General features: G+C 64.7%; 12 protein-coding genes. 3 read left to right on the forward strand and 9 right to left on the reverse strand.

The features are described from left to right. Positions 1-49: 49 nt before the first annotated feature. Positions 50-1,573: an FAD-dependent monooxygenase gene (locus AC5RWO_RS06110; RefSeq protein ID WP_498730172.1), complete on the forward strand. Its 1,524-nt coding sequence runs from the start codon at positions 50-52 to the stop codon at positions 1,571-1,573. Positions 1,574-1,658: 85 nt separating this feature from the next. Here AC5RWO_RS06110 and AC5RWO_RS06115 read toward each other — a convergent pair whose 3' ends face one another. The 6 genes from AC5RWO_RS06115 to AC5RWO_RS06140 all read right to left on the reverse strand — a co-directional run bounded on the left by AC5RWO_RS06115 (position 1,659) and on the right by AC5RWO_RS06140 (position 8,557). After that, positions 1,659-2,132, reverse strand: coding sequence for a carboxymuconolactone decarboxylase family protein (locus AC5RWO_RS06115; protein WP_498730173.1), 474 nt, complete (start codon positions 2,130-2,132; stop codon positions 1,659-1,661). Next, entirely contained in the window at positions 2,120-2,482 is a 363-nt protein-coding gene (locus AC5RWO_RS06120) for a GNAT family N-acetyltransferase (protein WP_498730175.1), read from the reverse strand. Before AC5RWO_RS06120 ends, AC5RWO_RS06115 begins: the two co-directional genes overlap by 13 nt. A 57-nt stretch (positions 2,483-2,539) precedes the next feature. Further along, entirely contained in the window at positions 2,540-3,544 is a 1,005-nt protein-coding gene (locus AC5RWO_RS06125; RefSeq protein WP_498730177.1) for a pirin family protein, read from the reverse strand. Between the two features lie 77 nt (positions 3,545-3,621). Further along, the gene (locus tag AC5RWO_RS06130) at positions 3,622-4,641 is read right to left on the reverse strand and encodes a universal stress protein (protein ID WP_498730179.1); all 1,020 of its coding nucleotides are present in this window, start codon (positions 4,639-4,641) and stop codon (positions 3,622-3,624) included. A 70-nt stretch (positions 4,642-4,711) separates the two neighbouring features. Further along, positions 4,712-6,103: a CAP domain-containing protein gene (locus tag AC5RWO_RS06135; RefSeq protein ID WP_498730181.1), complete on the reverse strand. Its 1,392-nt coding sequence runs from the start codon at positions 6,101-6,103 to the stop codon at positions 4,712-4,714. Between the two features lie 177 nt (positions 6,104-6,280). Then, on the reverse strand, positions 6,281-8,557 hold the full coding sequence (locus tag AC5RWO_RS06140; protein WP_498730182.1) for a hypothetical protein: 2,277 nt from the start codon (positions 8,555-8,557) through the stop codon (positions 6,281-6,283). A 531-nt stretch (positions 8,558-9,088) separates the two neighbouring features. Here AC5RWO_RS06140 and aztD point away from each other — a divergent pair. Continuing rightward, on the forward strand, positions 9,089-10,342 hold the full coding sequence (gene aztD, locus AC5RWO_RS06145; protein WP_498730183.1) for a zinc metallochaperone AztD: 1,254 nt from the start codon (positions 9,089-9,091) through the stop codon (positions 10,340-10,342). 68 nt (positions 10,343-10,410) lie between these two features. Here aztD and AC5RWO_RS06150 read toward each other — a convergent pair whose 3' ends face one another. From AC5RWO_RS06150 to AC5RWO_RS06160, 3 genes are all read right to left on the reverse strand, one after another. Next, positions 10,411-12,039: an HNH endonuclease gene (locus tag AC5RWO_RS06150; protein ID WP_498730185.1), complete on the reverse strand. Its 1,629-nt coding sequence runs from the start codon at positions 12,037-12,039 to the stop codon at positions 10,411-10,413. Between the two features lie 125 nt (positions 12,040-12,164). Continuing rightward, the gene (gene nhaA, locus AC5RWO_RS06155; protein ID WP_498730188.1) at positions 12,165-13,514 is read right to left on the reverse strand and encodes a Na+/H+ antiporter NhaA; all 1,350 of its coding nucleotides are present in this window, start codon (positions 13,512-13,514) and stop codon (positions 12,165-12,167) included. Between the two features lie 180 nt (positions 13,515-13,694). Continuing rightward, positions 13,695-14,102: a four-helix bundle copper-binding protein gene (locus AC5RWO_RS06160; protein WP_498730189.1), complete on the reverse strand. Its 408-nt coding sequence runs from the start codon at positions 14,100-14,102 to the stop codon at positions 13,695-13,697. Between the two features lie 453 nt (positions 14,103-14,555). Here AC5RWO_RS06160 and AC5RWO_RS06165 point away from each other — a divergent pair, with 453 nt between their 5' ends. Then, positions 14,556-14,774, forward strand: a complete 219-nt coding sequence (locus AC5RWO_RS06165) for a heavy-metal-associated domain-containing protein (protein WP_498730190.1) — start codon at positions 14,556-14,558, stop codon at positions 14,772-14,774. The last annotated feature ends 25 nt before the right edge of the window (positions 14,775-14,799 follow it).

A 14,799-nucleotide genomic window follows, 5' to 3' on the forward strand; every position in this document is an offset into this window, starting at 1 on the left:
GGCGCCGCTGCCCGGGCAAAAATCGCTCGATTACGGGGTGCGGACTGACATGGCGGAGCGGGAGATCCAGACCGATGTCCTGGTGGTCGGCGCGGGACCGACCGGGCTGATGCTGGCCAACTGGCTGGCCAAGCTCGGCGTGCCCATGCTGGTGGCCGACGGCAAATCGGAGCCGACGCGGGAGTCCCGCGCCCTGGGCCTGCAGGCCAGAAGCATGGAGATCTACCACCAGCTCGGCGTGATCGACAAGGTTCTCGCCGAGAGCACCGTCGCGCAAAAGCTGGTCTTCGGCTACGAAGCGCGCGAGCTGGGACGGGTTCCCATCGGGCGGCTGGGCCGCGGCGTGACACCGTATCCCGGCGTCACCTTCCTCGAGCAAAGCCGGAACGAGCAGCTCCTGGTGGACAATCTCAAGGCGCTCGGCTCCGATGTGTTCTGGCAGCACAGGCTGACTGCCCTGGACGTGGACCTGTCCGACTCACTGCCGGTGACGGCAACGCTGGCTACCGACGACGGCGTGGTGCGGATCCGCGCACGGTACTGCGTGGGTGCCGACGGCGGTTCCTCCACGGTGCGTTCGGCGCGCGGCATCGCGTTCGTAGGAGTCACCAACGCGCACACCTTCTACGTCTCGGATGCGACCGAGGTCCGGGGGCTCGCCCTTGATGCGGTCAATATCCGGCCGGGCACCGAGGACTTCCTGCTCGGTTTTCCGATGGGCGGCGACTCCGACGTGCGGCTGATCGGCACGGTGCGGAACTCCTACATCGCCGGCGACGAACTCTCCGAGGACACGGTACGCCGGCGCCTGCAGCGGATCTACTCCGTCAGCTATGGACCGTCCCGCTGGTATTCCACCTATAAGGTGCACCACCGCACCGCGGCAGTCTTCCGCGACGGGCCGGTGTTCCTGGCCGGCGACGCCGCACACGTACACTCCCCAGTTGGCGCCCAGGGAATGAACACCGGGTTGCAGGATGCACACAACCTTGCCTTCAAACTCGCAGACGTATTGCAGGGCCGGGCGTCGGAACGCTACCTCGACCGCTACGAGGCCGAACGGCGTCCCGTTGCGCGACGGCTGATCTCGACCACGGACCGGCTGTTCGGCATCATCACCTCGGCCCGTCCGGTGCCCCGGACCCTCCGCAGGCTGATCCTTCCCGTGCTCGCACCGGTGGCGACGAACATCCTGCCCCGGCTCAGGGGTGCTCCGCGCCTGTTCGAGTACGTGTCCCAGGTGCGGATCCACTACTGGATGAGCGATGAAGCCAAGCAGGCAGCCAAGGGCCGCCGCGGCAAGGTGGTCGGGCGCCGGCTGCCGTACACCGGTTCAAACTTCGAGACGCTCCGCTCGCTCACCTGGCAGGTCCACGCCTACGGCGGGATCGACGACGTCGCCGTCCACCACGTCCGCTCCGCGCTGGGTCTGGACGTCCAGGTCCTGCCGCTGAACGGCAACACGAAGCTGCAGCCGGGGTATTTCTACCTGGTCCGGCCCGACGGTTTTGTCGCGGCCGAGTCCCTGCCGGTCAGCGCCGTCTCGACGTTCTCCGCCGCGATGGCACGGTGAGCCCGAGGCGGCCAGTGCCTTTTCGGCTGGAGCGGGAGGCATTGCTTCCATGGCCTGCCGCGTCGGAGGGAGGACCGGCAGTTGCTCAGAACTTGGCAGGCCGCACCGGGTGCTCACTGACGATGGAGAGCCGGTTGAAGGCATTCATGGTCAGCGTGATCCAGCTGACAGCGGAGAGCTGATCCTCGGTGAGGCATTTGCGCGCAAAGGCGTAGGCCCGGTCCTGACTCTCATGGTCCGGCAGTTCGGTCAGCGATTCGGCGAGGGCCAGGGCGCCCTGTTCCTGGGCGGTGAACAGCTGGGTATCCCGCCACGCCGGCAGGACCACGATCCGCTGGATGGTTTCCCCGTTGGCCAAGGCATCCGTGACGTGCATGTTCAGACAGTAGGCACAACCGTTGATCTGGGAAACCCGGATGTTGATTAGTTCCGTGACCATACGGTCGATCCCGGCAGCATCCGCAGCTTCGCGGGCCTTGAGCCCCAGACCGTTCAGCGCCCGGTAGGCCGCCGGGTGCTGCTTGTCGATGAAAATCCGCTCCCGTGTCACTTGCTCCACCGGGCCTCCTCGGTTTCAGCCTCGCCCTGCGCGGGGACGTCCACGACGTCGTCGTACTCGTGGTGTTTACGAACGAACGCGGCGATGTAGGGGCAGAGAGGGAGGATCCGGCGGCCGCTGGATTTCACGTCGTCGAGGGCGAAACGTGCCAGCTTCGAGCCCAGCCCCTGGCCAGCATAGGCATCGTCGACTTCGGTGTGCACGAACACCACCTGGTCCTGTCCGGGCTGCAGCCGCCGGTAGATGGTAAAGCCGATGGTGGCATCGCCGTCGCGCAGTTCATAGCGGTGGCGCTCGGGCGCGTGGACCACGGTGATCTCCCGGGCCTCGGCGGCAGTTTCGTTGGACATGTGTTCCTCTCCTCGATGGATAAGTGGCGCGCCCGGAGGGCAGGGCTGGCGTTGCTGCTAGCGGCGCGGGCGGATGCGCGCATTGGGCAGCGTCGGGGCGGGAAGCGGAGCCAGAGTGTTGCCCACCACCGTGCCGAACTGATTGGTTGCCACGGCTGCGGCCGGATGCGGTTCGGCGCCGATCTCGGCCTGCCAGTTGGCGCGGAATTCGACGACCTCGTCGTGGTCGCGTCCGACGAAGTTCCACCACATGACGATTGCTTCGCCCATCGGCTCGCCGCCGATCAGCAGCAGCCGGACGGGCTCGTCCGTCTCCGAGGTCAGCTCGATTTCCCGGTGCCCGGTGGGCAGGTAGGCCAGCTGGTCGGCGGTGGCCGTGGCCCCGTTGAAGCGGACGGTACCGCTGTCTACCAGGACGCCGTATTCGAAGGATTCCTCGACGTCGAAGACGGCGCTCTGCCCCGGCTTGAGCAGAAGTTCCGCTCCGAGCAGCGGCGAGTGAAGTGCCACCGGAGATACGCTGCCGGCGAGCGACCCCATAAAGACGCGCAGCTCGTAGGCATCGGTGCTGACCGGCTCCGGCGCGTAGTGGTCGAATCCGGGATCGGTGAAACGGGCATGATCCGGCAGCGCCACCCAGAGCTGGGCGCCGTGCAGGACCGTTGTTTCGGCAGTGGAAACCTCGGAGTGGCAGATACCCCGGCCCGCCGTCATCAGATTCAGTTCCCCGGGGCGGACAAACGCGTGGAATCCAGCGCTGTCGCGGTGTTCAATCTCGCCGGTGAAGAGCCAGCTCACCGTCTGCAGGCCGGTGTGCGGGTGCGGCGGAACGCGCATGCCGCCGGTTTCGGACACCTCGTCCGGACCGTAGTGGTCTACAAAGCACCAGGCCCCGATCAGGGAACGCTGCCGCTGCGGCAAAGTGCGCCGGACGTTCATGGCGCGCGGGCCGCCGAGCGGCACCTCGCGCGGCTCCAGCAGTTCCACGCGCGACCGGGCTACGCCCACTTCGGCCTCGTTCCCGCAGAGCATTTCCTGCGGATGCGGCTCTAGGTTACTCATTGCCCAACGCCCTTTCCCTGCCCATCCTTACATGCAAACACATGTATATCCTACACGCCGTCCTCGCCAGAGCAGGCCTACTGCTGCTCCGGCTGCTGTCTGGACCTCGGTACCACCATCATGGGCGAAGCTCCGTGCTGAAGGACGGCCTGGCTGACGGACCCCAGCAGCAGCCCGGGAAAGCCGCCGTATCCGCGGGTTCCGAGCACCAGCAGATCCGCGGTCTGCGTGGCTTGGACCAGGATCTCTGCAGGCTTGGCGATGTAGAACTGCCAGCTGGCCTTGACGTCGGGATACCGGGAGCGGACTTCCGCCAGGACAGTGTCCAGGTCATGGGCGACTTCCTGTCGGAACCGGCTGGCGCCTTCGGCATGGTCCAGCCAGACCGAGTCCCTGTAGTACGGCGCGCGGGTGGAAACCAGGGTCAGCGCCTTGGCATGGAACTGCGCCGCTTCCGCCGCAGCCCAAAGGGCCGGATTCTTCGTTCCGAGGGCATCCATGGCCATGACAATCTGGCCTGAGTAGCTCCAGGACTGGCTCTCGTCGTCGGGGTGCACGCCCTCGGCGCTCATGCCATCCGGGGCCGATACCAGCCATGGAACCGGTGCCGTCTCCGTCCTGCGGGCAGGTACTTCGCTGCGCTCCGCTGCAGTGCCTCCGGCGTTCCGGCCTGCATCGGCCGCTTCGGGAATCACCACGGTGGGGCATTTCGAGTGCGCCGCCAGCCCCGAGGAAACACTGCCCATCAGCCGGCCGGCGAACCCGCCGCGGCCCCGCTTGCCGACCACCGCCAGGGCGGCGGACTTCGAGAGGTCCACGAGCACGCCGCCGGGATTCCCCGCCACCACGCGGGACTCCACCGTCACGCCGTGGTTCTTGGCCCGCTCGAGGGCTTCCTGCAGCATGGACTCGCCCCGGCGGGTCTCAAGCTCGACGTATTTGCCCTCCACCATAGGATCGGCAATGTTCTGGGCCGGCGAGAACGCAGTCACCAGCCGCAGCGGCCAACCGCGGAGCCTGGCCTCGTCGATGGCCCAGTCCAAGGCGCGGCTGCTGGGCGGCGATCCGTCATAGCCCACAAGTACAACGTCTTCCATGACTCAACCCTAGGCGTCCTCACGCTGGCTGAGTAGAGGGAAGGCACGGCAGGCAGGAGAAGCCTCCATATCAGTGGCCGGCGAGCTCCATGCCGTTCCAACCGGTCCCCACGGTGACCCGGCCGGCCCATCTGGAATCATTCGCCTGGTAGTAATAGAGGACGCCGGCAGTGGAGCGGGCCAGCAGCCCCTGGGTTCCCGGACCGTTGTACCCGCGGATCGAGGTCAGCGCGGTCATCGAGTTCCACCCGCCGTTGCCGATGATCCTGCGGCTCTCCGCAACAAACTTCCCGTTGCCGTTGGTGCGGTAGAGCTTCAGCTGTCCGGCCGACGTGCGGGCCACGATGTCGGCGTTTCCGTCCTTGTCCCAGTCGAGCTGGTTGATAGTCAGGGATTTCCAGCCGGTGTCCACCTGGCTCCGTGCGGAGAGTTTGCCGCCGGAGAGGTTCGGGTAGTGGTATAGAATGCCCGAACCGCTCTTGGCGACCACGGAGGAGTAGCGGTCCGTTTTCTTCCACTTCCCGACCGTGACCTCGTAGCCGGCCCAGCCGCTGGCGCCGATGGTGATGGCGCTGGAGAAACCGCCGCCGGGCCTGCCCGGGTAGACGCTGAGCTTGCCGCTCTCCCACTGGGCCACGATGTCCATCGTCTTGTCCGCGTTCCAGTCTGTGACGTGGACTTCCTTCGCGTTGCCAAAGCCGGAACCAATCTTCCACGCGGAGGAACTCGCGTTGTTCTTGCCGGTCCCGTAGTTCCACAGCACGCCTGCCTGGTCCACTGCCACGACGTCCCCGGCGGACTGGATGGACGCTCCCGCCGGAGCAGAAACAACGGCAGGAGCCGGGGCGGGCGCCGGCGAGGGCGCGGTGGAGCCGAAGAACGCCGAGGCCGTGTTGTACTGCCCGGCCGGAGGCGTACGGAACTTGAAGAAGTTCACCGTGCCGTACATCTTCACGCGCCCGTTCGCGTCCTTCTTGATGGAAATACCCACGCCGATCGTGTCGTACGCCGGGTCGCTCATGATCCGGTTGTGGCCGGGAGAGCCGATCCACTGGTCCACCAGCCCCTGGCCCCTGGTATCCGTCCGGTAGGCGATGATTTCGCCGGCATTGGACCAGCGGTCTGCAACGCGGGGATCTTGGGTGTAGCCGGGGTTGTGCTTGAAGTCGCCGGTACTGGCCATCTTGTCCGACCAGTCCTCGGACAGCTCGGAGACAGTGGCATTGAACTTGACCGGCTTGAGGCCCTTGCTCGCCCGGAACTTGTTGATCCCGTTGAACACGTCGATGATCTGCTGCTTGTTCGCGGTGTTGAGCCTGTCGCCCGCGGCCTGCGGAACAACGACGCCGGCACCTTGGTTCGGCTGCACAGCGGCCAGGGCGGCCGGTGCGGGCCCCACAACGGCCGCGGCCGCCACGGAGGCGCCAAGAGCGAGGGACATTAATGCTTTAAGTTTCGACACTGTCTTTATCCTGTTTTTCCTTGGGGAGGGTCATAACGACGGCGGCGTTCCACTTAGGTGGGGCGCCGCCGTCGTTAGCTCACAAAACCATAACGAATGCGCGCACAATGGCCCAAAGCCCCTTGTCGGCGCCCGTCATCTGCTACTGGCCGAACCGGCGGGATACTGCCTGCGGGCCTATTTGAAGATGTCGGCCCGGACGCCCATCACAATCCGGTCGCCCTTGTCCGCCGTCTTCAGGTATCTCGTTACGTTGGACAGATCCAGCGCGATGCAGCCGTAAGTGGGAACCGCATTCGCGTGCAGGAAGATGGCGAAACCTGCCCCCTGCTTGATCTTCTGCCCCGGCCCGCGGTTGTAGTCGATCACCGCGCCCTGGCGGTAGTCGCCGGTGGGAGCGCGCATGATCTGCCACATCTGCTCGTCCGGCCAGCGGTTGAAGGAGGACTCGAAGTACTTGTTGTACCCGCTGCCCGGCGTGCCGGACCACTGCGACCGGGGGTTCAGCTTCTGGTAGTTGAGCCCGGTGCCCGGGTTGCCTTCACCGAACGCATCCGTGACGGTGAAGCTGCCCTGCGGCGACCAGCGGTACATCGTGTGACCAGAAGCGACGCCGGGCTTCTTGAAGCCCTTGAGACCTACCGTGGCCCTGGACGTTTTCCATTCCTGCTTGTAGACAGAGCCGATCCGCACGCAGTTGATGAAGCTGGCCTTGTACGTGCCGTACTTCTCCGAGATGGTGAACGAGACGCGGTTGGCCCAGCCGTGGTAGTAGCGGGTCTTGTGCGCGCCGATGGCCCAGCACTCGTTCTTCGGCAGGTAGCTGGCGCCGACCTTCGCCGCGATCAGCGAGCCGCCTTGGAAGACCTGCGTGGTTTTACCGCTGCGCGTCACGGCGTCCTGCAGCGGGTAGCCCAGCGTCCCGTTCTGGCTGCTGCGCGCCTTCCAGCTGGAGTTGATCTGGGAGGTGAGCGTCCGGGCTCCGGTGGCCGGCGAGTACGCGATCTGCCCCTTCTGGAAGACCTGCACGCAGCCCCTGGATTTCAGCCCGCACTTCATGTCCCCGGTGGGGTAACCCAGGACGCCGCGCTCGTATTTGGCCGCCGTGAATTTCTTACCGACGGCGTGGGTCAGTTCGACGGCGCGGGCACCGGTCTTGGCGGTCCAGTAGATAGCCATGCGCCGCTTGCTCGAGAGCGAGGGCTTATAGGTGCGCACGCAGCCGTTGCCGGCCAGGCGACAGTTATAGTCGTTGACCGCCGTGTAACTTAGTTGCTTGGCCCGGGCATCCAGGGCCTTCCGGCCGGCCGTTACATGCGCCGGCGTGTGGACAATCTTGCCCTTCTGGAAACTCTGCGTTGCCACCAAGGTCCTCGAATTCACGCTCAGATCCGAGGTCGGGTAGCCGTACTTGCCCTTCTCGTAGCCGGACGCCCGGTACGCTTTTCCGACGGCGTGGGTCAGTTCCACGGTCCGCGCACCGGTGGCCTGGGTCCAGTAGATCGCGATGCGCTTGCTGCTGCCGGCCGGTTTGTACGTACGCACGCAGCCGTATCCGCGTAGTTCGCAGGCGTAGCCGTTGACCGCGGTGAGCTTCAGTTTCGAGGCCCGGTCCGCCAGCGCCTTCCTGCCAGCGGCATAGTGGGTTGACGTATCGACGATTTTGCCGCCCTCGAAGGACTGCACCGAAACCTTGGTGTTCGGCACGCCGGACATGTCCGACGTCGGATAGCCGTACTTGCCCTCTTCCCACCCCGCGCTGCGGTAGGCCTTGCCGACGGCGTGGGTCAGGTCCACGGTGTGTGCGCCGGTGGCGGCGGTCCAGTAGATCGCGACGAGTTTGGCGCCCGACTTGTATGTACGCACGCAGCCATCGCTTGCCAACAGGCAGTTGAAGTCGTTCGCGGCCTGCGTGTAGTTCATCGCCGCGGCCTTGGCCGTGATGGCCTCCTGGCCGCTGGCGACGTAGGAATTGTCGATCGACCCGTGCTCGAACGTCTGGGAAACAGTTCCGGCTGCGTTGGAATCCGGCGCGTCCGAAGTGGGGTAACCGTACTTGCCTGCTTCGTACTTTTCGCTCCGGTACTTTTTGCCGATGTAGTGCAACAGATCCACGCTGTGCGCCCCGGTTTGCGGGCTCCAGTAGATGGCAATGCGCTCCGTGGGACGCTCGGCGGACGTGAAGGTCTGCACACAACCCTCGCCGACCAGGGCGCAATTAAGGTCGTTGTGCGGCACGAGTTTCAGCTCATCGGCCTTCGCAGCGATAGCCTCCTCGGCGGCCGCTTCGGCCTCGGCTGCCTCCTCCGTAGATTCCGCCTGGTCCGTTTGGCCGCGATCGGGAGTCAACCGCCCATCGGGCGTCTGCGTTTCAGCCGGAGCGGAAGTTTCCGCTGGCGTGGAGGGCTCGACCGGGACACTGGTTTCCATTGGATCCGCAGTTTCGGTCGGCACAGTCGATCCCGCGGGCGCTTCGGTCCCGCCCGTCGTCGTCTCCCCTGGCGTTTCAGTCCCCGCCGCCGTCCCTGCATCCTCCGACGTGGGATCAGCCGAGGCGTCCGACGGCACCCCGGAGGAGGACCCAACCGGTTCCGATGCTGACGACGGAGACGTCGTCGACGGCGTAGCGGTGTCCGTTGCCCTCACTTCACCGGCCGGCCGCTGCGTCGCGGACGCGCCGGGCACTTCCGGCAGGCCCGAGGCTTGCGCCGGCAAGCCAGAGGCCAGCAGCGCCAACGATGCAAGTGTTGCTACGGCAACTCGTCCAGCCAGACGTGGCCGGAAAAGGCTGAGACCCTTAATGATGTACCCCCATGATTCGTTCCGAATGGGGGTCCACGACGTCGCTGCCGCTCCCCCAACGACATTATGCGGCCAAATCTGTTGAAACGTTAGACCTAGTGCGCCACTTTCTGTTCTCAAGCCCAAACCAAGCTGCAATTCCCCCTAACGCAAATGATTCTCATTTAATTTTAACTTCAATGCATGCATTCACTGACACCACCTTCCCGTTGGCTCACTTGGCTCACCGCACCTCTTGCCCTCACACTCCTGACCTCCTGTGGGGCAGCCGCCGCAGGACCGGGTCCTGCCGACTCCCCTGCTGCTGACCCCATCCCGAAGTCCGACGTCGTCGAACTGGGTGAGGCAACACCGCGGTTGACCCTGACGTACGACGGCGGCGTCATGGTTCTCGACGGCGCAAGCCTTGAACTGCTGGAAACTGTGGAGCTGGACGGCTTCAACCGGCTCAGTCCGGCCGGGGACGGCCGGCACGTCCTGATCGCGACGGGCAGCGCCTTCAAAGTCCTTGACACCGGCAGTTGGAGCGAGGCCCACGGTGACTATGCACATCATTACGCCACAACGCCCTCGTTGACGGACATCCAGTTCGTGGCGGACGAACCGGGCCATGTGGTCAGCCATGCCGGACGGACTGTCCTGTTCAGCGACGGCTCGGGAGTCATCGAATCCTTCGACTCTGCCCAGCTTGCCGACGGGCAGCCGAGAACCGACACCTACACCGCTGCCGAAGCTCATCACGGTGTCGCCGTCGAACTGAAAAACGGCAACATGTTGCTGACTGCAGGCAACAGCACTTCCCGCTCGGGACTTGCGCTGCTGGATAAGGATCGCCGCGAGATTACCCGCAACGAGCAATGCCCCGGCGTGCACGGCGAGGCAGCGGCTGCAGACGAAGCGGTCACCGTTGGGTGCGAGGACGGCGCCTTGGTCTACCGGGACGGCAAGATCACCAAGGTGGACAGTCCGGATGCCTACGGCCGGATGGGGAACCAGAAGGACTCGGAGGAGTCCGCCGTCGTGCTTGCGGATTACAAAACGGACCCCGACGCTGAACTGGAACGGCCCGAGCGGATCGCCCTGATCGATACCAGCAACAACACCGTGGACCTGGTCGAGCTGGGCACGAGCTACTCCTTCAGATCGCTCGGCCAGGGTCCGCACGGCGAAGCCTTAGTACTGGGTACGGATGGATCACTCCACGTTATCGATCCATCTAGCGGAGCCGTCACCGCCTGTATCTCTGTGATTGACGAATGGGAGGAGCCGGTGGAATGGCAGCAGCCGCGGGCCACTTTGGCAGTCCAGGGCCACACACCGTATGTGACAGAGCCGGGCAGCTCGTCCATCCATGTAGCCGATCTGGAATCAGGCGTCGTGATTGAGAGCGCAAAGCTACCGCATGTTCCGAATGAGTTGACTGGCGCAGGCCACTGATGCCGTTCCTTACCTGGTAAGTATCAGTGTGAACACCTTCACCTTGGTAGCTTCGGATGTCACGACTATCAGGCGGCGGGGCGGTAGAGGAAGTCGATGCGGCCGAGTGCCTGTTCGAAGATTGACACCGACTCGAGTGTCTCGTCCGGTTGCTCTGTTGCCGGTGGTGTGCCGGGCAGTGCCGGTGCGGTGGATTGGTAGGTGTGCCCGGTCGGCGTTGTCGTTTCGACGGTGTGCCGTGGTCCGGGGATGGTTTGGGCGTGCCAGCCGTCGGCTTCTTTCGCGAGGTTGCACGCTTCACATAGGCCTTGCCCGTTGATCTCGCTGGTCTCTCCGGCGTCGCGCCAGGGCACGACGTGGTCGTGGTGGCGGATCGGCGCGTCGCACCACGGGGTACGGCAGAGCTGGTCCCTGGCCTGGATGACCCGCTGCATTCCGGCGGGCATCAACCGCGCCCGCGAATCCATTCCGAGCAACTGCCCGGTGCCCGGCGCGGTGTACAGCCGGCGCACCCACACTTCCACCTCTTCCGAATCGCCGGGGGCGTTTCGTTTGAAGCCAGGGGGCCCGGTCGCCGTGCCGGCTTCTCCTGTCTTGCCGGCGTCGCTGTCCCCTGCCTTTCCGGTGTCTCCGGTGCCAGCACCGGCACCGTTGGCCGGTACTGGTTCGTCTGTCGCTTTGAGCTTCGTTGCGGTGCCGTTAGTGGGGCCGCCGTCGATGCCGGTCCCGTCCGCGTTGCCGCCCGTTCCCTCGACCTCGTGGTCGGTGTCGCCGGTGCGGAGCAGGTCCCGGGCCCATTGCGCGGGGACGATGCCGTACCCGCTCAGGTGGGCCGGTTCGGAGTCGCCTTGGAACAGGGTGCGGTCGGTCATGACCAGCTGGACTTCGATTTTCGCGGGGTTCTGCGCGGGCTGGCCGGTGACGCGTTCCACGAAGATGTCGGCCATGAGCTGTCCCCGGGAGCGTTCATCGCCCTGCGCCTTCAACCGGTCGGCTTCCTTCGTCAGGGCGGCGAGGACGGCCACGCCCTGCCCCGCCGGCACAAGGCAGGACACCTGGGCCATGGTGTCCGGCGCCGGACGGCAGGAGACATGGCGCTCGGTTTCGGCTTTCGCCGCCCGGCGGACCACCGACAGGGGGTCCAGCCGCAGCGCGGCCTGCTTCGCCATCGCGCCGATCTGTTTGTCCCCGCACCCGTGCAGCGTCTTCGGATCAGCACACAAGTCCTTATCGATGCGGGCGCGGTCTTCCACGCTCAGGCAGGCGGTTTCGCGGACCAGGATGGTCGCCCGCCATTCGTTCAGCCGGCCCTCTGCCAGCGCCGTATAGGTGTGCGGCATTTCCCTGATCAGCGCGGTGGCCAGGCCCAGGTGCTTCCCGCCCCGGTTCGGGGAGTCCTTGCGGGCCAGGCCGATCTCCTTCGCCAGGCCCCGGCCCCGCCTCTCCGCAGGAACCCCGGCCGCGGCCCGGGCCTCCCTACGGGAAGCCACAAACGCTTCCGTCTCGCGGGCCTGCGCGGCAGCGAGGGCGCCCTTGAGTTCCTCCATGGCGGTGATCCGGTCGATCCGCACCCCCTCCGAAACATCCTGATCCCAGTCCGCCAATGCCAGGATCGCGGCACGGACCAAGGCGGCACCCGGATCGCCGGGGACCGGCTTCACCGGGTCCATCTCTGCTGGAACGATTGACTCGAACATACATTCGACTCTACCGTGGTGTGATGAAGCACACAACCAGAGTGGAGTGAGGGTGGATATCTTTCCGTTGCACGACCGACACCGGAAACGAAACTCGAGGAGTTCGGGATCTATGGGTTCAGAGACTACGAAACATCCTGATCCTGTTGGTAGACATCAGGAACGCCGTCGTGGTCGGCGTCGATCTTTTCCTCTGCTTCGATCCTGCGGTAGTGCCGGTTGCGTGCACGCAGGATGACCGCAGCCAGCAGCGCCGCAAGCAGCGAGGCGATGAGGATGGCGACCTTGGCATGGTCGTTCGCCGCAGTGCCGAGCCCGAAACTGAGTTCGGCAACCAGCAGCGAGACGGTAAACCCGATGCCGGCCAGCAGGCTGATGCCAAGCAGGTCGACCCATTTTAGCGATGGATCCAGCTCTGCCCGGGTGAACTTACCCATCAACCAGGTGGTCGCCACTATGCCGATCGGTTTGCCGAGGACCAGGCCGGCGATGATGCCGATGGCCACGGTGTCGGTGAGCGAGGCGGTCAGGCCTTCGAAGCCGCCGATCTCCACTCCGGCCGAGAAGAACGCGAAGACGGGAACTGCGAAGCCGGCAGAGACGGGGCGGAAGCGGTGTTCGAAAATCTCCGAGAGCCCCGGCCCCGCCGTCGGTCCACCGCTGGCCTTGCTGCGCAGCACCGGGATGGCGAAACCGAGCAGGACGCCTGCAACTGTCGCGTGGATGCCGGAGGCGTGGAGCAGCGCCCACGCCACGATGCCGATCGGCAGCAGGATCAGCCACGCGGCCGCTGGTTTGAGGCCGAAGAACCGCCGGTATTTCTGCGCCAGAAGAGCGTAAATGGCAAGCGGGATAAGTGTCAGCAGTAGCGGGGCAACGTGAATATCGCTGGTGTAGAAGAACGCGATGATGGCGATGGCGATCAGATCGTCGACCACCGCCAGTGTCAGCAGGAAAATCCGTAAGGCAGTTGGCAGATGGGAACCAATGACGGCAAGAACCGCGACGGCGAAGGCAATGTCCGTGGCTGTCGGAATGGCCCATCCGCGGATGGTATCCGGGCTACCCCAGTTCACAGCTGCATAGATGACCGCCGGCACAACGACGCCGCCGACGGCCGCCGCCACCGGCACCGCGGCCTTGCGGGCGTCGCGCAGGTCTCCGGCAACAAACTCACGCTTAAGTTCCAGGCCTACCAGGAAGAAGAAAACCGCGAGCAGACCATCGGCCGCCCAAGCACCGAGACTCAGATCGAGATGCCACGGCTCGTAGCCGATCTTGAAGTCCCGCAGGGCGAAGTAGCTCTCGGACGCTGGCGAATTGGCCCAAATCAGGGCGATCAGCGCCGTCGCGACGAGCAATGCGCCGCCAACGGTCTCTTTCCGGAGGATTTCACCGATCCGCAGGGCTTCGGCGTAACTGCCCCTGCCGAGAACGCGCGGCTTTCGGGGACGGTCGGGGGAACTTTGGGACATGCGGGGCTCCTAGGGGAAGGGTCGACGAAATCTCATGCCGACCAGACTTCCCGGCTCACCAGAATCCACCCTATCGCCTCAAGCTCTCGCAGCGAAACAGCAGTGCCCATGGGAATAGGCCGCGGGGTTATAGGTCGTTATCCATGAAGAGGTGGATCGCAAGACGCCCCTTGCGGCCGACTAGCCGAGCGCTCCCAACAATTCAGCACAGGCCTGCTCGCATCGCCGGCAGGCTTCAGCGCAGACGCGGCAGTGCTCGTGCATCTGCGCATGGCTTTCGCATTCGTCTGCACAGGCTTTGCATGTGACCCGGCAGGCCTCCAGTACAGCGCGAGTAACGTTTGCGTCATAACCCGTGTGACGGGAGAGGATCTTGCCGGTCGCGGCACAGATGTCCGCACAGTCGAGATTTGTCCGGATGCACTTCGTCAGCTCAGCCACCATATCTTCGCTGAGGCACGCATCCCCGCAGGCCGTGCAAGTCTGGGCACATTCGAAACATGCCGCGATACAGTCCGCCAGCTTCTGCCTGTCGATTCCACCCAAATCCTTCGGGTAAGTCTCCAACATGGAGTTGATGTGACTCATTGTTCTGCTCCTTCTGCGATTGGCCAGGGAACGAACCCCGCAGTCCGCCGCCTCACAAAACCACAGTAGCCTTACTATTCGGATGGGGAAACCCTGCTGCGCGCCAACGCAGGGCAACCTCGGGTCGGTCCAGGCGACTACCGCTGACCCAGCAACGCGCCATGAAATACACTTGACTTATACCCCTAGGGGGTATACCTTGGTCGGTACCGGAAACAGCGTCGGATCCTCGCGGTCCCTACGCCCCCAACGGTCCACACAATGGCTCAAGCGCATGCCTTTCTGATGGAAGGTTCTGGCGGAGGCCAATCTCGAAACCTTATGGAGGAGATCATTATGTGTGGCACATCCAGCCATAACCTGCCACTTATTCAGGCTTCATCAGGCTGCGCCTGCTGTTCCTCGCAAGGAAACAGCGCAGCAGAGCCAGCGGTCGCGGCAGACGCAGGACACTTGTCGACGCAGTTCAAAGTCACCGGCATGACCTGCGGACATTGCGTTGCCGGCGTCTCCGAGAAGCTGGGCAGGCTCGAGGGCATCGCCGACGTGGCAGTCGACCTTGTGCCGGACGGCGTTTCCACCGTCACGGTTTACGGCTCCGGAAGCATCAGCCCTGACGCTGTGCGCGCTGCCGTCTCTGAAGCAGGATACGAATTCGCCGGCACGGTTTGATCGGCCGGATTTGGAGGGGAGTAAG

It is taken from the genome of Arthrobacter sp. B055-34 (assembly GCF_059090425.1).